At 57.5% G+C, this 20,090-nt stretch carries 18 protein-coding genes; 12 read left to right on the forward strand and 6 right to left on the reverse strand.

Translation table 11 applies throughout. The features are described from left to right. The first annotated feature begins 16 nt into the window (after positions 1 to 16). The 6 genes from YH64_RS16260 (at position 17) to YH64_RS16285 (ending at position 3,507) form a co-directional block, all read left to right on the forward strand. Positions 17 to 772, forward strand: a complete 756-nt coding sequence (locus YH64_RS16260) for a ParA family protein (RefSeq protein ID WP_255444523.1) — start codon at positions 17 to 19, stop codon at positions 770 to 772. Next, a complete protein-coding gene (locus YH64_RS16265; protein ID WP_052945993.1) occupies positions 769 to 1,950 on the forward strand; it encodes a ParB/RepB/Spo0J family partition protein in 1,182 nt (393 codons plus the stop codon). The genes YH64_RS16260 and YH64_RS16265 overlap by 4 nt, the downstream gene beginning before the upstream one ends. A gap of 58 nt (positions 1,951 to 2,008) precedes the next feature. After that, positions 2,009 to 2,398, forward strand: a complete 390-nt coding sequence (locus YH64_RS16270; RefSeq protein ID WP_143215404.1) for a hypothetical protein — start codon at positions 2,009 to 2,011, stop codon at positions 2,396 to 2,398. An 88-nt stretch (positions 2,399 to 2,486) separates the two neighbouring features. Next, positions 2,487 to 2,834, forward strand: a complete 348-nt coding sequence (locus YH64_RS16275) for an H-NS family nucleoid-associated regulatory protein (protein WP_082134439.1) — start codon at positions 2,487 to 2,489, stop codon at positions 2,832 to 2,834. Between the two features lie 67 nt (positions 2,835 to 2,901). Further along, positions 2,902 to 3,111 (forward strand): antitoxin VbhA family protein, encoded by a 210-nt coding sequence (locus YH64_RS16280; protein ID WP_082134438.1) that lies wholly within the window; start codon positions 2,902 to 2,904, stop codon positions 3,109 to 3,111. A gap of 156 nt (positions 3,112 to 3,267) precedes the next feature. Then, positions 3,268 to 3,507, forward strand: a complete 240-nt coding sequence (locus YH64_RS16285; RefSeq protein ID WP_255444536.1) for a Fic family protein — start codon at positions 3,268 to 3,270, stop codon at positions 3,505 to 3,507. Between the two features lie 465 nt (positions 3,508 to 3,972). Here YH64_RS16285 and YH64_RS16290 read toward each other — a convergent pair whose 3' ends face one another. The 4 genes from YH64_RS16290 to YH64_RS16305 form a co-directional block, all read right to left on the reverse strand. Beyond that, positions 3,973 to 5,076, reverse strand: a complete 1,104-nt coding sequence (locus YH64_RS16290) for a glycosyltransferase family 4 protein (protein WP_046804284.1) — start codon at positions 5,074 to 5,076, stop codon at positions 3,973 to 3,975. 772 nt (positions 5,077 to 5,848) lie between these two features. After that, positions 5,849 to 6,073 carry a cold-shock protein gene (locus YH64_RS16295; protein ID WP_046804283.1) on the reverse strand — a complete coding sequence of 75 codons (225 nt, stop codon included), beginning with the start codon at positions 6,071 to 6,073 and terminating at the stop codon, positions 5,849 to 5,851. Between the two features lie 92 nt (positions 6,074 to 6,165). Further along, complete coding sequence (locus YH64_RS16300) at positions 6,166 to 7,026, reverse strand: universal stress protein (RefSeq protein ID WP_046804282.1); 861 nt, start codon at positions 7,024 to 7,026, stop codon at positions 6,166 to 6,168. A gap of 10 nt (positions 7,027 to 7,036) precedes the next feature. After that, complete coding sequence (locus tag YH64_RS16305; RefSeq protein ID WP_046804281.1) at positions 7,037 to 8,518, reverse strand: SulP family inorganic anion transporter; 1,482 nt, start codon at positions 8,516 to 8,518, stop codon at positions 7,037 to 7,039. A gap of 521 nt (positions 8,519 to 9,039) precedes the next feature. On the opposite strand from YH64_RS16305, the gene YH64_RS16310 reads away from it, so the two are divergent. After that, a complete protein-coding gene (locus YH64_RS16310) occupies positions 9,040 to 10,644 on the forward strand; it encodes a peptide chain release factor 3 (protein ID WP_046804340.1) in 1,605 nt (534 codons plus the stop codon). A gap of 43 nt (positions 10,645 to 10,687) precedes the next feature. Continuing rightward, positions 10,688 to 11,944, forward strand: coding sequence for an MFS transporter (locus YH64_RS16315; protein WP_046804280.1), 1,257 nt, complete (start codon positions 10,688 to 10,690; stop codon positions 11,942 to 11,944). A 30-nt stretch (positions 11,945 to 11,974) separates the two neighbouring features. Here YH64_RS16315 and YH64_RS16320 read toward each other — a convergent pair whose 3' ends face one another. Both YH64_RS16320 and YH64_RS16325 read right to left on the reverse strand, forming a co-directional pair. After that, positions 11,975 to 12,451 (reverse strand): hypothetical protein, encoded by a 477-nt coding sequence (locus tag YH64_RS16320; protein WP_046804279.1) that lies wholly within the window; start codon positions 12,449 to 12,451, stop codon positions 11,975 to 11,977. Next, a complete protein-coding gene (locus YH64_RS16325) occupies positions 12,441 to 14,069 on the reverse strand; it encodes a hypothetical protein (protein WP_046804278.1) in 1,629 nt (542 codons plus the stop codon). Before YH64_RS16325 ends, YH64_RS16320 begins: the two co-directional genes overlap by 11 nt. A 1,640-nt stretch (positions 14,070 to 15,709) precedes the next feature. On the opposite strand from YH64_RS16325, the gene groEL reads away from it, so the two are divergent. Genes groEL through cfa form a run of 4 tightly spaced genes read left to right on the forward strand, consistent with a single transcriptional unit; the run spans position 15,710 to position 19,539 of the window. Next, a complete protein-coding gene (gene groEL / locus YH64_RS16330) occupies positions 15,710 to 17,320 on the forward strand; it encodes a chaperonin GroEL (RefSeq protein ID WP_046804277.1) in 1,611 nt (536 codons plus the stop codon). Then, complete coding sequence (locus YH64_RS16335) at positions 17,313 to 17,651, forward strand: TraR/DksA C4-type zinc finger protein (protein WP_052945991.1); 339 nt, start codon at positions 17,313 to 17,315, stop codon at positions 17,649 to 17,651. The genes groEL and YH64_RS16335 overlap by 8 nt, the downstream gene beginning before the upstream one ends. A 51-nt stretch (positions 17,652 to 17,702) precedes the next feature. Then, positions 17,703 to 18,350, forward strand: a complete 648-nt coding sequence (locus tag YH64_RS16340; RefSeq protein WP_046804276.1) for a bifunctional 2-polyprenyl-6-hydroxyphenol methylase/3-demethylubiquinol 3-O-methyltransferase UbiG — start codon at positions 17,703 to 17,705, stop codon at positions 18,348 to 18,350. Position 18,351: 1 nt separating this feature from the next. Next, positions 18,352 to 19,539, forward strand: coding sequence for a cyclopropane fatty acyl phospholipid synthase (gene cfa, locus YH64_RS16345; protein ID WP_082134436.1), 1,188 nt, complete (start codon positions 18,352 to 18,354; stop codon positions 19,537 to 19,539). Positions 19,540 to 20,090: the final 551 nt, after the last annotated feature.

The following is a 20,090-nucleotide window of genomic DNA, read 5'->3' on the forward strand; positions in this document are numbered from 1 at the left end:
CAAAAGAGGAATGCATATGGAAATGAAAATTCTCGCAGTCGCACAACAAAAGGGCGGCGTTGGTAAGACCACGACCGCCGCCAATACCGCATTTGAAGCTGCGGAAGCTGGTGCTAGGGTCTTAGTGATCGACCTGGATACCGGTGACCTTTCGAAGACGCTGGCTCGATTCAGATTAGCAATACCTGCAAGCGCACTATTTCTCGACGACGTGCCAACTGTGCTCATGCCCGAATCCGACATCTCCTTGATCGCCGCAGATCAGCTGCTGGCGAATTTGATTTATATGCCGCTTGAAACCGCGCTGAGAAATTTCCGAGCAAACCTGTCGACCTTCGCTCAACAGGGCTATGACCTTTGCGTGATTGATACAGCGCCGGGCGTAAGTATCGCCTTGGCAGCAGCGCTTCACGCTGCCGATGCGGTCATATCCCCTGTGGAGATGGAGGATTACAGCATCGAAGGGATCAAGAAGATGATGCGCGTGATACTCAATGCGCGGCAGCGAAATCCTAAGCTGAAATTTCTTGGGCTTCTTCCTAGCATGGTGGATCGGCGGAATCCGCGCCAGGTGCGACATCTCGAAGAAGTCCGCGCTGCACACGAGAAGCTGCTTGCTCCCGTCACCATCGGTCTGCGCAGCAGTGTCGCAGAGGCGCTGGCTAGCGGCGAACCGGTCTGGAAAAGCAAGAAGACTTCGGCACGCGCCGCCGGGGCCGAAATGCGCGCCCTGGGCCAGTACATCCGTACCAAGATGGGAGTAAAGGCATGATGGATCTGAAAGGACTGGGAGATCTGGCTTCCATCTTGGATATGCCTTCCGCTCCAACCGGCGAACCGATGATGTTCGATATCGACCTCATCGACGAAGATTGCAACGTCCGCTCAGAAGACAATCCGGGGTTCAGCGAGGAGAGTATCGGCGAACTGCGAGCATCTCTTCGCAGCGATGGGATGGAAAGCCCGATATCCCTATACCCCAACCCTGATCAACCTGGTCGCTTCATAATCAATTTTGGTCACCGGCGCTTTCGCGCCGCCAAGGCCGAGGGTTGGCTTCAAGTGCCTGGCTTCTTGACGCCAAAGAAAATCAGCCGCCGTGCCCAAGCCGCGGAGAACATCCAACGGGAAAACCTAACTGCTCATGAGATTGCCCTCTATATCCGCGACGAATTGGCAGATGGGCATAGCCAGACCGCAATCGCTGAAAGCCTTGGTAAGTCCAAGGCCTGGGTGACCCAGCACGCCAAGATGTTGGATCTGCCGGACCCTGTTGCAGAAGCCGTTGCCACCGGCAAAGTCACGGACGTGACGTTGGCAAATGAACTCGCGGTCGCGCATCGGGAGGATCCGCAAGCCGTCGCCGATCTGTTGAAGACGCCGGAGAAAAAGCCCACGCGCGCCGCCGTAAAAGCCATTCGGCAAGGCGCCAAGCCAAAGGACAAACCGGCCGAGCCCAAGGGCCCTACGGAGGCCGAGGAACTTGTCGAAGATCTTCGGGAGGGTCAGAAGGAAGAGCAAGTCGTGGCGCTTGCTTCCCTTGCAGATTCGAGCGGCCCCCACTTTCAGCGTGAAGTCACCGACGAGGTGAAAGCCGAGTTTCAACGCCATCGCGATCGGCTGGCGCAGGATCGAAAGGACGCCGCGAACCCCGCGCTGCGAAAGCAGGGGACTGACGCTCTTGCACGCCTCATCAACATCGCAATGAGCGACACTGGCCAAAGCAGTCGAGTGGCGAGTTTCTTGCTCTCTTGGTGGAACGCGACAAGCTGCGGCGGTTTCGACCTTGCGGACTTTTGGAGCATCGATGCCGAGATTGGCGACGACATGCTGCTGGTGATCGGTCTGATCAGGCAAACGCGCGCCTATCCCGACACCTTGGGATCCGAGATTCACGGCCAGTTCAAGACGCTTGTCGGCCTTTGGCGACCCAATCTGGTAAGCGATTGAGCCCAAGGCCCGGCCTCGTTTAGCAGCTAAACACCATCGAAAGGCAGCTACGATCAGTATGAGCACTCACAAAGAAGGCGGTCGCTCGCAGCTAATGGAGCTTCGGACCGAGCAAGATTGCAGCAATGATGCAGAGAAGATGTACTACTCATTCAAGATCCAATCAACGCGGCGGCGGCTCCAGGAAGCGATGCAGACAGTCGTCGTAATGCAGACGCCCGCGGATCATTCCGAGAATGAGATTGCCATCGCAACGAAGCGGATGGTCTCCCACGCCAAAGAAATCGAAGCCGTGTGCATGACGTTGCGGGTGCAAGGATGCGACGAAGGACGATTTGTAGAATGCCTTCAGAGTATGACGGCGGAGCACGTGTTTGTGGAGCTGAGCCAGGCCAGTCCAGAGGACCTGGTCATCGCACGCCAATTCAGGGACCTTGAATCATTCTGAACACCCGTGAACGTCGTGATCCGCTCGCGGCACGAGGTCGCCCCTCATCTGCTCTCATTAGCCGTCCAACGTGTTCAAGGAAGTCGCTATGCAATCCACGAAAGCTCTGGCTAAGCTCACCGCACAAATTCAAGCCCTTGAGCGGCGAGCCACAGCGCTCCGCACCAATGCCCGGGCGTCGACCGTACGAAAGATCGTCGCGCAGATGCACGAGTTTCAGATTTCTCCTTCAGATGTTCTGGCCGCGTATGGCGCAATGAAGCCCACCCGTGCCAAACAAAAGAAGGCGCTTGAACGGCCCAAGCCTCGTCGCGTCGTGCCGGAAAAGTATCGTCATCCCGAAACTGGCGAGACCTGGACTGGCCGTGGGCGTGCGCCCCGGTGGCTCGCTGCGTCCGAGCGAGCCGGCGCCAGCCGTGAGCAATTCCGAGTCTGAACACGGCGAATCCCCCTGTCTGGGGGGGGCTACCGCGTTAAAATGAAGTTCCCCTGGAGGTCCACGCTTGCTAAGTGCCCACGACCTGAAAAAACGACGCCACGCCGTTGTCAATGTGGTTGCCAGCCAGCGGCTTGAGGGCCTGGAGCCGGATGCACGTACCGTGGCGGATCTCATTCGAGCATCGGCTGGAGAGTTGATCGTGGCGGACGTCCTTCGAACTCTGAAGGATCGCATCGCAGCTGGCGAATTTCGTTCCCCCTCCGCCACCGAATAGCAGTGACCGCCTCACGGGCGGCCATTTCGCTACGGCCATGGCAAAGTATCCAATTAACGCAAAAGCCCCCTACGTAGACCCTGATGCGTTCTACGCAACCGATTTGGCATCAGCGACCAATCCGAATTGGACAGGGTCGAAGCGACCTTTGCTGCCGTGCGGTCTTATGAACGTGCGGTATCGCCCGTTCGAGGCGAGTTCAACCCGGCGCACCTTCAACAGATCCATCAACGGCTGTTCGGCGACGTCCATGACTGGGCCGGCAAGATCCGCACCGTGGACATTTCGAAGGGCACAACGAGCTTTGCCAGTCACGAACAGATCGCGAGCTATGCGCCACAGATCACGAGCCCACTTTCGCGCGAAGGTCCCCAACCAGTTTGGCTTAGCCGCTAAACACCCAATTTAAACCACGTTTATCCGAACCCGTGGATATGTGGATGATCGCTGCGCGACCACCCGGCTCGCTTCGCTCGGCCCGTTGACAACCGCTGATGGACAAACGGTGGACAGGCTCAGCCTGACCACGCGCTTGCCCACAGGGTATGCCTACCGGCTTCCCGGATTTCACCCACATACCCACCGGCCCCCATCAAGCGGCCATAGGATAAATAACTTCAATACATACCTCGGAGGTACTACTGCACGTCATTTCGCAGAAGCAAAGCCATGCCCCGTGAAATCGGAGGCATGGGTGTGGCACGAGTTCAACTTACTGCGGGTAGGGTGCTGCGGAGGGGAGAGTTCGCTCGGGCAGTAAGGCGGCCATTTGGGCGATGCGCGCCGCCAACACGATTCCGCAGAACGCCAGGTGGGACGAGCGGCGGATGTCAGATATTTCCCTACCGCGTTGCTGACCAACTATTCCGCTAGCCAACGCATGTATGCGGTTTCTACGCTCTCGGCCATTCCGGCAATCGTGAACTTGCGTTCGCTGCGAATGTAGGCTGCTCCAGCCTTGCCCATGCGCGTTCGAAGTGGGCCGTCCGCCGCCAGTGTGTCGAGGGCGTCTCGCAGCTGATCAACATCGCCGTATGGAACAAGCAGGCCGGTCTCCCCGTTTTTGACGACTTCTGAGACTCCCCCGACTGAGGTGGCGACGACAGGAAGCCCGCACACAGCGGCCTCGATAAACGACGTACCTAGCGCCTCGAACTCAGTGGCAAGTGCAAAAATATCGCACCCGGACAGGACGTTTTCGATATCGTTACGGCGTCCTAGGAAATGAACCCGACCCTCGCATCCGAGGGCCCGTGCTTGCTCTTTCAGGCTCTCAAGCGCTGACCCGTCTCCCGCAACGACAAGGTGGTTGTCCGGCCCGCTTGTCAACAATGGGGCAATGGCGGTCAGCAGCAAGCGATGCCCTTTTTGCGGACGCAAGTGACCGACGCAACCGATGACCAGGGCATCACCCTCAATGCGCAGCTCGGCACGCAGTGTGGATTGAATGGCAGGCGTCAACGGGGCAACCGCGGTAAACACGGTATCAAGGTCGTTCGGCCGCACGCCACGGGCAAGGAGTTGCTGCGTCACGTAATCGCTGATTGCAATTACCTTGTGGGGGAGCCCCGTGTAGCTCCAGAGCGAGCCCGGCCGCTTTGCCAGATGTCTGGTACGCACAATCAAGGGTGTGCCCGCCAATCGCGCCGCTGCTGCCGCGATGACGGTGTCGCGCCGACTATGCGTGTTGATAACGTCGTATTGCCCCGATGAAAGAAGCCGCCAGACGCGATAGACGCCTTTGACGTAATTGACCGATCCATCCATGGAAAGGGGGTGCACCGTAAACCCTTCATCGGTCAAGCGACAGAACAGTCCACTGCCGGGTTGGCAAATTGCTTCCATTTGATGACCGCGTTCGCGCATGCCTCGCATCTCCTTGAGTATGCGATGCTCCTGTCCGCCAAAGCCGGTAGCGGCTTCCGAATGAATGACGCGCAGGGACCTGGATGGGGCCGCCTTCATGCGCGCAGCTCTCTGCCGTCACTCAATATCAAGGAAGGCTGGGCCTTGATGTTCACGCTAAGTCCCCTTCCCGGCTGCAATCGATCAGTTTTTCACGGTATGACAAGAGGGTTTCGGCATAAACGCAGTCAGTCTCTGTAACTTTTCCCCACGGCGTCGTATTGCCCACGACAAGGGCGAAGGAGGTAAACCCTTTCCTTGCTATGAGTTCGGTAGGCTCATGGGAAAAAACAAAACCGGCTTCATGAAGCGAACGTACAAGGTCTGGTGGACGTATCAGAGCCACGTAATAAGGAGATCGGCATTGCTTGGTCTGGGCAGGCACGGCATCGCGGTGCCATATATCAACCAGCCTTGGTGGTTGGCCATCACCGGGCTGAAAAGTGTATCGAAACAATGGGGGGAGTTCGTTGTTGATATGCCGCGTCATGTCGCCGGCATGGGTCGCGTTCGCGGCATGCATGCGAAGCAAGTCAGTCCGAGGCTGCCTCCCCGTGTATTGACGGTCCAATCGTAGGGATCCAGGCATGACCCACTCGTGCGATGGCCCGTCTTCAGTAGCTGACTGTTTGCCCGTGTGCAGGGCGCGCAGTAAAGGGGGTTTCGATGTCATCTATGCTCCTGAAAGCGTTCGTGACGCCAGTTTGAATGGACCGACGACCTTCCTCTGTTGGGATGCGATCGCCAACAGCCGAATATGGAGGTGTACCGACGCGGCGGGGGGCAACGTGGACAACCTCGGCGTCGTAGCCGCGTAGATGGCACATGCCGCTCATTTGCCGCCTTCTTCCAAGAAGAACAAGTTGACTGCCTGAGGTCGGGCTTCGGTTTCAGGTGTAGATAATTCGAAGCCAAAGCGCTGCCCCTTCTTGAGTGCTTTTCCCCCAGCGCGCTGCAATTCCTGTAGTGAGACGTACACCTTCGGCAGCCTGTCGTCTCGTGAAATCATCCCAAACAGCCCGGACCGCGCAACGAATTTCACTGTCCCTATGATCATGGGTGCTCCCTCCGGATAATTGTCGCCAGCCTACGTGTCGAACTCAGATGGAGCCGGCCTCTGGCCGGCTCCCGTTCAACGTTGGCGATCTATTACCGAATGATCAAAACCGGCACCGAACTTGTTCTCAACATCGTCGCAGTTGTACTACCCAGGATCATGTGGCGAATTCGAGAATGTCCATACGCGCCCATGACGAGCAGGTCACAATTGCTCTCTGAAGTTTGCGCTGTAATCACCTTCTCTGGCTCACCGGCCACGATCGCAGTGTCAATATCGAATCCGGCTTCTTCCAGGGTTTTGCTGGCCCACTGCGCCTGATCACGGATATTGGGTGTGTCTTCGTCGGCGATGACCACGCGGCCAGCCAAGCCCTGCAAAAGGGGGCTGCAGGAAACGGTTTCCACCATCTTGCGGCCTGCTGCGCTTCCGTCAAATGCGAGCAGGAAACGGCGAGGCGCAACGAATTTCCCGCCCACTGCCAGGACAGGACGCTGAATCGTACGCACGACGCGCTCGGCGTGATGGTCGATATGCCAAATTGATGGGCTTTCGTGAGCGGGGGCAACATGCTGGCCCAGAACGACCAAACGCGTACTTGCCTGAAACTCGACAAGGGTTTCCACGAGAGATCCGTGGCGCTGTAGCGTATCTATATTCTCGGCGCCCGCGGCCATGGCGCGCTCTCGCGCGGCTTGCAGAATCTGTCGTCCATGTTGCTGGGCGAGTTTGCTGCGCTGCTCGTCCAGGGACGTCAACTCTTGAAGCAGATGTTCCTGCGCGTCGAACCCAATGGCACCGCTATAGTCGCTGACGGCGGCTCGCTCTGGATGACGATCAAGCACGTGCAGGAATTGCAGGGGCGTTTGCAGGCGCAGCGACGACCATACGGCGTAATCACAAACGGCTGTTGACCTGGCGGTTCCATCGATACATGCGATTATTTTTTCCATATCTTCCTCCTTAGTGGCCCATCAACCTGTCCATCGCGTCGGGCTTGTCGTGAATAGCAAACCGATCAACTAGCGTGGTGCTGGCCTCGTCCATTCCGATGACTTCCACTTCTGCGCCCTCGCGCCGGAATTTGAGCACCGCGGTGTCAAGTGCGCCAACTGCGGAAATGTCCCAGAATCTCGCGCGGCTGACGTCAATCTGCACGCGTTCTATAACTTCTTTGAAATCGAACGATTTCACAAAGTTCTCGGCAGACGCGAAGAAAACCTGGCCAACGACCGTGTACGCCCGCACCGTACCTTCCTCGCGGACTTCGGAAGTAATGCGCAGCACGCGTCCGACCTTGTGAGCAAAGAAAATGCCGCTCAGGAGGACGCCAACAAGCACGCCCTTTGCAAGATCGTGCGTACCGACCACCACGATAACGGTCGCCACCATCACAATGCTCGAGGTTTTCGGATGTTGGGCAAGTCCTTTGATTGATGCCCAGTTAAACGTACCGATCGACACCATGATCATGACGGCGACCAGTGCGGCCATGGGAATCTGCTTTACCCACGGTCCCAGGAACACAACCATGATCAGCAGGATCACGCCAGCAGCAAAAGCTGACAAGCGGCCTCGACCGCCGGACTTCACGTTGATGACGGACTGGCCGATCATCGCGCAACCCGCCATCCCACCCAGGAAGCCAGAGGCAATATTGGCGATGCCTTGGCCAGCGCATTCGCGGTTGCGGTTGCTTGTGGTGTCGGTCAGTTCGTCAACAATGGAAGCGGTCATCATTGATTCGAGCAGGCCCACGACCGTCAGGGTGGCCGCGTACGGGAAAATGATCTGCAGGGTTTCCAGGTTGAACGGCACATCCGGAATCAGGAAAACGGGCAGGCTGTCAGGCAATTCACCCATGTCTCCAACCGTTCTGATGTCCAGCCCCATGTACATGGAAATACCCGTCAAAACCACGATGCAGATAAGGGGGGAGGGAATCGTCTTGGTCACATAGGGGAACAGGTAGATAATCCCCAAGCCCGCCGCCGTCATCGCGTAGACAATCCAGCTTACGTTCGTCAACTCAGGCAGTTGTGCCAGGAAAATCAAGATTGCCAGTGCGTTGACAAAGCCTGTCACGACAGACCGCGAGACAAAGCGCATGAGCACGCCCAGGCGCAACGCGCCAGCAAGAATCTGAAGCACGCCGGTCAGCAGGGTGGCCGCCAGCAAATATTGAAGGCCATGATCTTTCACGAGGGTGACCATCAACAAGGCCATTGCACCCGTTGCGGCCGAAATCATGCCGGGCCGGCCGCCAGCGATGGCGATCACGACTGATATACAGAAGGACGCATAGAGGCCGACCTTGGGATCGACCCCCGCAATGATGGAGAACGCGATAGCCTCGGGAATCAGGGCGAGCGCGACAACGATGCCCGCCAGCACATCGCCGCGGACGTTTGAGAACCATTCTTCTCGAATTTTTTTTAGGGACATTGGATGCATGCAATGGGTCCGTACAGGCATACTGGGCACATCGGCCAAGAGAGGCGTGCGCGCGGCATGAAACCTGAACCGAAACGGTTCTAGCGGTTCTTATACGGACTGGGAAACGGGAAGCTCAGCGGCCTACATGCGGCGCTGAAGGAAATGCTGGACGCGGAACGCGGGCGGAGCCACGTTGGACGGTTTGCTACATTGGATAATGTCGTCTAGAGTGAGACGTAGGAGCGCATCATCATAACAGCTTTCTTAGCTTGATGCGCCTTGCAATCATTCCCATCCCCCCTCCTTGCCGATGTAAGCCACTTCCTCCCCCTCCCAGTAGCCTTACCGATCGGTCGCCGATTTTGAGCGGACTTTCACCCCATGCTTGGCGGTCTGTTGCGACGGTATCGGTGGATTTCAGTGTATTTGGGCTGGGCCGATTTGATGGTTGCATGGCGCATGCGCAACGCCGCAGCGCCTTGGCGAATGTCTCGTTGGCCCTGATTTTGGCCCTACCGAGGCGGAGAATCATGCTTACTTTGCAGCAAGAGCGCGCACGTCGTCGCACGTTCGCGATCATTTCGCATCCTGACGCGGGCAAGACCACACTCACCGAAAAACTACTACTTCATTCCGGGGCGATTCACATCGCCGGGAGTGTCAAGGCGCGCAAAGGAAGGCGTCATGTCGTCTCGGACTGGATGGACATTGAGAAGCAGCGCGGAATTTCCGTCGCGAGCTCGGTGATGCAGATGGAGTATCGCGGCCATGTACTGAATCTGCTTGACACCCCCGGCCACCAGGATTTTTCCGAAGATACGTATCGTGTCCTTACCGCAGTGGACGCGGCACTGATGATTATCGACGCGGCTAATGGCATCGAAGCTCAGACCCTGCGTCTGATCGAGGTTTGCCGCGCGCGACAGACTCCCATTATCACTTTCGTCAATAAAATGGACCGCGAGGTGCGCTATCCGTTGGAACTTGTTGATGAGTTGGAACAAGTGCTCGGCATTCCTATCGTGCCTTTTTCGTGGCCCATTGGAATGGGGCGCAACTTTCACGGCGTCATTGATGCAGCGCGCGCGACAGTGAAGACGTTTTCTCCGGGGTGGCACGACAAGCTCATCTCGCCCGAGGCGGTCTATGGCTTTCATGAAGTCACTAATACGTCGTCGGGTGACGCTATCCGTGATGCACGGACGGAACTTGAGTTAGTACTGGCGTCCGCGCCGGCGTTTTCTGAAGTCGCGTTCCATGAAGGTCGGCAGAGCCCCCTTTTTTTCGGTTCGGCCGTGAACAACTTTGGGGTTCAAGAGGTACTGGATGCGTTGGTTGATATCGCTCCTTCCCCTCAGCCGCGGCCGGCACTTGAACGCACGGTAGAAGCGATTGAATCCGAATTTACAGGAGTAGTGTTCAAGATCCAGGCGAACATGGATCCCCTGCACCGCGATAGGATCGCATTCATACGTGTTTGCTCGGGCCGATTCGGCAGGGATGCCAAGTATCTGGTGACGCGCACTGGAAAGATGATCCGTGCCGGCGCACCGGTATCGTTCCTATCTCAGCGCAGGGAAGCTATTGAGCAGGCCTACCCGGGCGATATTGTGGGACTACCCAACCATGGAGCGCTCCAGTTGGGTGACACACTCACCTCTGGCGAACCTCTGCATTTTCTTGGACTTCCGTTTTTTGCTCCGGAGATATTCAAGCGGGTCGACATCGACGATCCAATGAAGGTGAAACAGCTAAAGTCCGCCCTGCTTCAACTTGGGCAAGAGGGTGCGATCCAGGTATTCCGGGACACTTCTGGTGCTTCGGTACTGCTTGGCGCTTTTGGCGAATTGCAGTTTGACGTTGCGCTGGAGAGACTGCGCCATGAATACGGAGTTCCGGCTCGATTGCACGAGACAGCATTTCGTACAGCCCGATGGGTGTCTGCGGCAACCCCGGAAGAACTTGCCAAGTTCGTCTCTCACCATCCGGGGCGGATTTATCAAGATGCAGTTCAAGCGCCTGCCTACCTTTTCAAGACCCGATCCGAATTGGACGTGATCAGTGAACAGTGGCCGATGATCCGTTTTCATCAGATGCGCGAGAGTATTGGCCGACTTGCCCTCACTCAGCTCTAAACCCTCGTAGGACGTTCCACAACGCGAAACACATGGTGTTTCATTGAAAAACTACATTCGATTCCTGCTTGATTGCCCCAATCCGCTGGTGTTCGGCATGACGCTTATGCTGGCGTCCAGCCTAGGGCAAACCTACTTCATCGCCATCTTCGGTGTCAGCCTACGTAGCGAGTTCAGCTTGACGGACGGTTCTTTAGGAGCACTTTACGCGGGAGCGACCGTGATTAGCGCGTTAACCCTCAGTCGCGTCGGCCGATGGATCGATAGAACTACCGTCCCGCGTTTCACGGTAGCTGTCGTATCGATGTTGGCCTTGGGATGTCTGACGATGTACCTATGTACGGGTCCGGCTTCGCTCGTCGTCGCATTCTTTCTACTCCGGCTCTGCGGGCAGGGCTTGATGGTGCATACGGCATTGACCGCTACGGCGCGTGCTTTCTCCGTGAATCGAGGCACGGCTATCAGCGTCGTCGCGCTCGGATTGCCGCTCGGCGAGGCAGTTTTACCCAGCTTGACGGTGTTCGCGATATTGACCCTGGGTTGGAGGAACACGTGGATGCTGGTGGGAAGCAGCCTGCTGCTGCTGGCGTTGGTCTCGCTACGGCTGCTGAGCGAACCTCGAAAAGTTAAAGAGGACTGTGTCCGCACGCGCATGGAAGAGGCGAGGGAGCAGAAACTTCAACTGCCCACGCCGGCTAGCGGTGAGACGTCGCTTTGGCGGGATCGCCGGTTTCAACTTTCGATGCCTGCTATCTTGGCTTCGCCCTTCATATCCACAGGCTTCTTCTTTCACCAGGTGCGTCTGGCCTCAGAAATGAGGTGGTCGATGGCCTGGGTTGCCACGGCATTTGTCGCCTATGCAGTAGCCCGCGTCGCGGGCATGATTGCTGCCGGCCCTTTGATCGATCGATTTGCAGCAAGCAGAGTGCTTCCGGTTGTTCTTATTCCGCAGATGATCGCGCTCTTGTTGGTTGCAATGCTAGGTGGTGACTGGGTCGCGATCCCGTATTTCACGCTATTCGGTATTACCTCAGCGCTTGTCAATGTTCTGGCTACGGCGCTCTGGGTAGAAATGTTCGGCCCAACCCGTTTAGCTTCGGTGCGCGCCTCCGTGGAGGCGATGAACGTACTGGCGACCGGCGCTTCACCGCTAATGCTTGGTCTGTTGATTGACGCCGGGGTCGGGCTTGCGCATCAAGCGCTGGCTTGTGCCATTTACTGCTTGTTGGCAAGCATGCTCGCGTATCGGCTTGCAAGCGAGTCCAGGGGCGTCGCGCCGTCGGCAGGTCACAGATGCTAGAGACGTCGACTTCGCAGCTCGCTGGGACGCTCAAACACCAACATATTGACGGCAGATTCCTGCCAGAAGAAGCTCTACGCGCTTGCCTCCCTTGACGTATCCGATCTGCACCAATTGACCGTACTCAGCCCACTGGAACAGTGAGAAGCATGACAGCTCTCCGAAGAGGCGTATGCCCGCGCCTGGGTGAGTGGCAAGTTGCAGCAATGCCCGCTCGCAGACTGCCCTGGCTTCCTCTGGCAATGTGCGGACCTCACAACGATAGGCTTCGGACTCAGCAACCAATTTCTCGTCATTTAGTGCGCGTGTATGCCATGCCAACTCAGATGGCTCGGTCAGCTGCGACAGTAATAACTGCGAGATAAGTATCGGATTGACACTGGGATTGTCCAGGCAGGATTTGCCCAAGGTGGACCAGTACGCAAGCAATTGTTCGGGGCGAGAAAAGTGCTTATCTTGGTTTTTCACCGCGGCGGCGTACAAGGCGTCCGGAATATCAATGAGCATTGGGGTCTCCATGTAAGCCCACAGGGGATCGGTTCATCGGCGCGGATGCGTCTGTTTCCGCGCCTGGACTGGAAAAGGGTGGCCGCGATGGCATTGCTAGATGCGCGGCAAGATCTTGGCGGGCGTCGCGTGCTCTCGCCAGGAGTTCATGCAGAACGGTCAGAGGGGTTGGCGAACGAAGGTCCAACTGCAAGGCAGTCACGCCCACTGCGGTGCCTGCCATTCTTGCCTGTGCGTCCAAGGCGAGCAGTTCTGGTCCAATCGCATCTAACAGCACATAGTTGCGCTGACGGTTATGAAGAGCGCCAGCGCTTATGCCAACGACCGGATGTCGTAGTGGCACGCCGGCGTTCTGCAATGCCAGGCTCGCCGCGCACACGCTATGCATCGGAATCGGGTCGGACGATTCGCGCACCTCAACCGCAAGCCGGCATGTCCTTGGATAAACACTCTTCGTCGGCAGAACGGCAGCCAGCGCATTCTTGATAAATGCCGCCAGTTGCCAGTCGCGATGTTCAAGCATGCGATCACGTTCAACTTCGCGCGCGTCGAGCGTGGGCATTTGGACGTGAACGAGGAATCGCTCTCTTGATCGATTCAAGGAGGAGCTTAGCTGCGGGGGGACGCTGGCATCTCCGAGGGTGACTGAGCACAGCGTCTGGTTTTGGCTTTGCGAGACAAGGGCGGAACCGTGCGCCTCGGGAAGCAAGCCAAAACACGTCGATGATGGGAGCAGATGAAGCGCATGCCTGCCGTCTGTACGCAATTGACCGCCCAGTAGCCGGGTACGAACCAGTTGAGCATCGAACGCCTTCGCTGCCGCCATTCGCGCGTATGCCGCATCACGGGAGCGCGCCGTCGTGCGCATAGCTTCTACAGCGCGCCAAAGCGGGTAGCGATCGAACGAAGCAAGCGCTTGTTTTGCCGTAGCGACCGGCAGCGCCTGCTCGGCGAAGGCCTCAATTTCCTTGATGCAGGCTTGCATTTGCAGGTGTGCAAAAGCGATTGCATCGATGACGACATCTTCTGGCATTTCTGCCGCCTGGGCGTTGACCATTGTGAGCGTCTGCGCCGTCCCACTCGCCAGAACCGTCAAGTCCGCCTGCCCACGGATATCGGAAGAAGGGTTTAGCGTAAAGCGCCCTTTCGACAGAGCTACCCGAGCTGCGCCTAGCGTCGCGATTACAGGCAGATCCGATAAGCGCAGCACAGCGGATGTCACCAACAAGGCGCCGAGTTCCGCATCGCAACCGGGGTCCAAGGACACTATGTTTATGACTATCTGAATCTCGTCCCGGCAGTGAGGATCGAAGCAGTGTTGAATAGCACGATAGACGGTGTGTGCTATGCCGCTTTCGCGCGGTGTCATGCCGCTCTCTCGACGCGTGTTGACGGGGGGAAGACCGCTCGCCCCAGCATTGCATTCGTAGTAATCCACCCTCAACGCTAGGCCGTCGGGCTTGAGCCAGTCCGGCGCGCGGCGTGTCACCGTTGCCGACAACAGCATATCGCCGATTTTGAGCTGAACTGCCTTGTCGGCAAGGTCGTCGAAATTGGCGTGCAGTAGCGCACACGGCAACTGTCCGTAATGGAACACTTGGTCAAAGGGCGTGCGCATGCACGTTCTCCTAAGTCAACGAACAAGCGCTGAGGTGCGTACCAAGCGGCTACTAGAGGGAGAAGGGGAGCGACACATTGCTCACGCAATGTGCATATCACTTCAGAAGCAAGCATGGCACTGAATGCGTGATTCAGCGCTTAAGGAAATCTCCAGAGATGGAGTCTTGCCTGAGTGAATTTGAATTTACATGGGATGAGGAAGGGAGTTTTGTTTATTCTACCTAGCACATTGACATCGGTGCAAACGTTGCCCAAGGTGCTTATCGTCCCCCATTCCTTGGCTCAGGGGCTCTTCAGCCTCACCAAGGCGGTATACAGGAGCCATGACGTATGAGTCGTATAGGCGAACCGGAGATTGTATTTGTCGTCTCTACAGTCGCTCATGAACAGCCTCTGGTACTCACTATGGGATCTTCGGAGTCGCTGCCGTGGGAAAAAGTCTCGGCGCAGTTCCCCTCTTTATCCGCGCAAGTCCGCGCTTGGCTTGAACACCGGTTGAACACTTCTAGCAGCGTGGAGCAGTTGTATACCCATGCCGAACGGTATCTCCTAGGAGAGCCGGAAGCCCCTGTCTTGTCGGTGAGCTATCTATCAAATATCCATCTATCGAAGACACCTGGACGCGACTGGAAATCTTGGTATGACTACTTGCCCTGGGAGGATCGTCGTGAGAACGATACTAGGACGCCCTTCGACATCAGCGCGTTGGTATCCTCCCTAGAGCGGTGGTGTCCTACCGCGCGCTCTCCTCTACACCAAGCACGATTGCGCAATCGAATAGCGATCTTGTTTGGTTTGCCGCCCCATACGTGGCGAGAAGACCGGGCTCTCTCACGCTTGCAACTACTCCACGCGGCAGGCTTGATATCCGACATGGAAGGCGGCGCACTGCACGACCACACGGTCGCGGGGCGAGCAATGGAGCACGATCATCGCCGAATACTGGCGACTGCGGTCTCCCGTGTACGGGCCAATTTGTTCAGTCACGTCATGCTCTTTAGCTTTGCTCCACCCAGATTCACATTGTTGGAATTGCAGCTAATTGCCGAGGCGGTTTTGGGGAGGCGTGTTCACAAACAGAACTTTCGCCGATGGGCTGAGCCTTATGTGGTTCCTGTGATTCCCAATGTGTCGCGCGGTTCACATGGCAGGCCTGCGCGCATGTTTTCTATTCGTGCTTCGGCTTATCGGGACGAGCCGGCAACCGGTCCGGCGCGCCCACGATCTGATAGAATTGTTTTCACTTAGTTCAAATCCCGCGTCGTACTTACACCGATGTAAACACTATTCCGCATCCTTCCTGGGTCTCGTCTTATGGAAGTTCGTCAGTTCCAGGCTGCCCGCTAGGGCGCCGTCTGACTCGATGTGGAACGCAACGCGGGTTTCTCGGCAGGTATTCCTCCCACCTCGCTTTTTCTTTCGTCGTGCACGCGCACGTCGACGGCTGTCCGCTTCCCCCTTTTCTCTTCCTGATCAGACTTCCGCGCGCTGCAGTCCGGCTGCCGTTTCTTGACGTGCAGAACGAGGCTTCGAGATCCAGGTTCGTGGCATTCCGATGATTACGTAATCCGAGCGCGGATGTGCTCGGCTCGTTTCTGACTGGATGCCGTGTGTCTAACTCCTAATGCGGAGAACACGATGTCAGAAAAAGAGATCGTTGTTGGTATCGATGCATTGATTCGCATCGCTCGCGGTGCGGAACGGATGGCCGGCGTGGCAGCGGTAACCCTTGGCCCGCGTGGCAGGCCGATCATTCTGGAACGCGCTCACGGAACCCCCATGATTTCCCGAGATGGCTACGAGGCAGCATGTTCTGTCGAATTTGAGGATCCTGTCGAGAACCAAGGTGCGCAGACCTTGCTGCAGGCGGGTGCTCGATCAAGGGACCTCACCGGAGATGGCGCGACGACCGCGATGCTGCTGGCCAGCGCGACGCTGCATGAATGCGTCAAGGCTATCGTGACCGGCGCAAATCCGGCGCAGGTGAAACAAGGCCTTGATCGCGCAACCGGGGCGGTTGTGGAGCATCTTCGCGATGCTGCTCAACCGTGCCGACAGTTGCCAGCGCTTGAGCGCTTGGCATGGGCTGTTTCGTATGGTGATCAAGGGGTCGCTAGCCTATCTGCCCAAGCCATTCTTGAATGCCCGGATCCTGGCGCTATCACGATAGAAACCGCAGAGCGAGTCCAGGACACCTTGCTTCGCCCGACAGGATTGCGCTGGAACGCCGGCCCATTGTCCTCCCGCTTCGCGTCGGACGCGATGCGAGGCATGGTCGTCCTGAACAATCCCTACATTGTCGTGTCGCAAGATCCCTTGGATAGCACGGAAGACATGGCGCTGATGCTGGAGCGTGCAGCGCCGCTGACGCAGCCATTGGCGTTCATCGCGCCTGCGATCTCGGCGCCTGTTTTGGCGATGTTGTTGTCGAGTCGGGCGTCTGGCTTGGTGAACTGTTGCGCCATTGGCGTTCCAGAGAACGCGCAATCCGAATGGCTGCAAGACATCGCCACGGTGTCAGGTGCAACGCTGGTCCAGCGCCTCACAGGACAGGGCCTTGGAGACTTGCGCATCGATCAATGGGGAATGGCCGAGCGCCTTGAATCCGGGCGGGGCACAACGCAAGCCGTTGGCATGTTGCCGCCCGAGGAGGACATGGTTAGAAGCCATATTCAAGTCATGCGTGCAAACCTGGAAGCAACACCCGACGCTACGCAACGCGAGCTGATCGGAGCGCGAATTGCACGCTTGTCTCGCCAGGCTTGCACCCTGGCGCTGGCCGACATGGGCGATGAACACGGCCGTATGCGTGTGCATCTGGCTCAGAGAACCCTGCAGGTTTTGCGCGCCGCAATGCGTGAGGGCGTTGTGCCGGGAGCGGGCGTGGGTCTGGTCCGAGCGCGATCGTCGCTGAACGAATTGCAGCACGCCTCTCCTGACGAGTCGGCGGGAGCGGAGGCCCTCCGTGTCGCACTTGTCCAGCCGTTGCTACGAATTGCCCGTAACGCCGGTGAGGCGCCGCACGTCGTTATGGAAGCGGTGGAACAAGGCGAGGGTGCTTTCGGCTTCGACGCGGAGCGCGGTGATTTTGGTGATCTGGCTGCGCGCAATGTGATAGACAGCGTGGATGTTGTCGTGAACGCGGTGCGCGTCGCCACGCGCACCGCCGGTGTCTTGCTTGGGACCCTTTGCGCGGTCGTAGACGCGCCACAGCACGAGTTCGTAAGAACAGGGGAGGTACATGACTGAATTTAACCGAACCGTGTTCTGGGACCGTCTCGAGCACGAGTTGGCAGCGTTGAACGCTCAGCTTGACGACGCCAGGGAGGCCGCTTCGGTGGTGCATCTGGACCAATCCAGCGTTGGCCGCTTGACGCGAATGGATGCCATGCAACAGCAAGCGATGGCGCTTGATTTTCGGGAGCGCCTAGCCACACGGCGACGCAGGGTGGTCGCGGCGCTGCAGCGCGTGGAAAACGGCACATTCGGACTGTGCTGCCGGTGTGGTGAAGATATTGACCCGGCCCGTCTCGATGCGGATGCAGCCACCGTCTTCTGCCAAGAATGCATGGAACCGTAATGCGCGTGAAGACAGATGGCTGGTCGCGCATCCATCACTTCGGACTAACAGATGCGTGAGCCAACTTTTGGTGGTCTTGTCGACGACGCGCTTGGGCCTAGTGATCTGCACCGCAAGCGGATTGAATACGTCAGGGGCTACATAGAACTTGTCGGCGCCCGCCGCGTGCTGGACCTGGGGTGCGGCGAAGGTGATCTCTTGTTGGCGCTTGCCTCAATGGAGCAGTTGGAACGATTGATCGGTGTGGACGTGAGCCGGCAGCGGCTCGGAATCTGCCGTGCCGCGCTGGATTCGATTACACCGGCCCCGGCGGCAGTCGTGGAGCTTGTCGCCGGGTCATACGCAGATGCTCGTGTGGCATTTCCGGATATCGATGTCGCGATCATGCTGGAATCCCTGGAGCATTACTGTCCGCGCAGACTCTCACGCATTGAGAAGACGATTCTCGCTGGTTACCGCCCCAAGCGCCTTCTGATCTCTACGCCGAACAAGGGTTACGACATCGAGAAAGGTCTATCCATGCATCATCGACGCCATGCTGAGCACCATTTCGAGTGGTGTCAGGCACGCTTCAGAAAATGGGTGCAGGGCGTTGCGCGCCGGACCGGATACAAGGTGCGCCTTGATGGTATCTGGCGGCCAGACTCAACGTGGGAACCCACAACTCAAATAGCAATTTTTGAAGCTATCACGGAGTAGCATGAAGAATAATCAAGTCTCCAAGACCGTAGCGTCGCTTCCTTCGCACGCCAGCACGCCGCCGATACGACGAGCGCGCGACACCTTGGCCGCATTCTTGTCCGAGGCCGGGATAACGGTGAATGGACCCAACCCTTGGGATATCCAGGTGCACGATGACAGCGTGTTTGATCGTGTTTTGGCGAAGGGTAATCTTGGCTTGGGCGAAGCCTATATGGACGGGGCGTGGGATGCCGAGCAGCTTGACGCTTTCTTTCACCGCGTTCTGCGCGCCCGGCTGGACCAGCGTGTAGTTCCTGGGCGGTTATTGATCCACGCGCTTACGGTACGGCTGCTAAATCGGCAAAGCATGCGGCGTGCGTGGCAGGTAGGAAAGACGCATTACGACCTGGGAAATGACTTCTACACTGCAATGCTCGACCCGCGCATGACGTATACCTGCGCCTACTGGGATGGCGCGAATGATCTCACCACCGCGCAGGAGCAAAAGCTGGACCTGATCTGCAGAAAGCTGGATCTTCGTCCCGGGATGCGCTTGTTGGATATTGGTTGCGGCTGGGGAAGCTTGATGGGTTTTGCCGCAGAGCACTACGGCGTACAGTGCGTGGGCGTAACTGTATCTAAAGAGCAGGCGCAATGGGCGCAGCATGCTTACGCAGGCCTGCCGCTGGAGTTTCGCTTGCAGGATTACCGCACGATAAATGAGCGATTCGATCGCATAGCCAGCGTGGGCATGTTCGAACATGTTGGACGAAAGAACCTGCGGACCTTTATGGAAGTGGCACACCGTTGCCTGCACGTCGATGGTCTGTTCTTGTTGCACACGATCGGCAAGAACCAGACGGACACCACGCCTGACCCCTGGATCGACAAGTACATTTTTCCTAACGGCGACCTCCCCTCAATTACCCAGATCGGTTCTGCTTCAGAGGGCCTGTTCGTCACGGAAGATCTGCACAACTTCGGAGCGGATTATGACAAGACATTGATGGCTTGGTATCGAAATTTCGACCACGCCTGGCCCCGCTTCCAGGCTAAGTTGGGGCAACGGTTCTACCGGATGTGGAGTTATTACCTGCTATCGTGCGCGGGCGCATTCCGAGCGCGAGATATTCAGTTATGGCAATGGGTACTCACGCGCGATGGCTTGGAGGGAGGGTATCGACGGCCAACGCTCTCCGTTACGTGAACGACAGAGCTGCCATCGTGACCGAAGCGAGAGCAGCGCCGCGGTACCTTAGCCAAACTTTGCGAGAAAGTTGGGTTAATCCAGCTCTCTTATATGCAGCGCTTAGTTTTGCCACCTTGCTCGGGCGCAAGCCGTAAACGTGAAGAGCGCAGTGCCGACAAGACCGCGGATCCGAAAGCCTGGAATGTTCCGGCGGGAAGCTCCACGACACGTGCCGGCCCTCAATGTGGAGGATGATGACTGGAGCGGGTGCATTCGTGTGTGAAATCCAATCTAAGGCTCCCCATGCCATCTGCCTCCTCGCGGTCAAAGCGAGCTAGGCCGGCTTAGCGATCGGGCGTTGCTTGTTCGTACGGCAACAGACTAAAAGCCGCCCAGCCCGCTGTTTTTTTCAAACCGCTCCACCTGTCGAACTCCTGTCTTCCCCGTTCAGACAGAGCTGCAATTTCTACATCGGGGCTACCAGAAGCGGAGGAAGTTCGTTGGTAGGCGGTTGTGACCAGGTCCAATGCACGTAATTTCTTGAAAAGCTGATCGCGTGCCTGAACCAG

The sequence above is a fragment of the Achromobacter sp. LC458 genome (genome assembly GCF_001005835.2).
GTDB lineage: Bacteria > Pseudomonadota > Gammaproteobacteria > Burkholderiales > Burkholderiaceae_B > Achromobacter > Achromobacter spanius_B.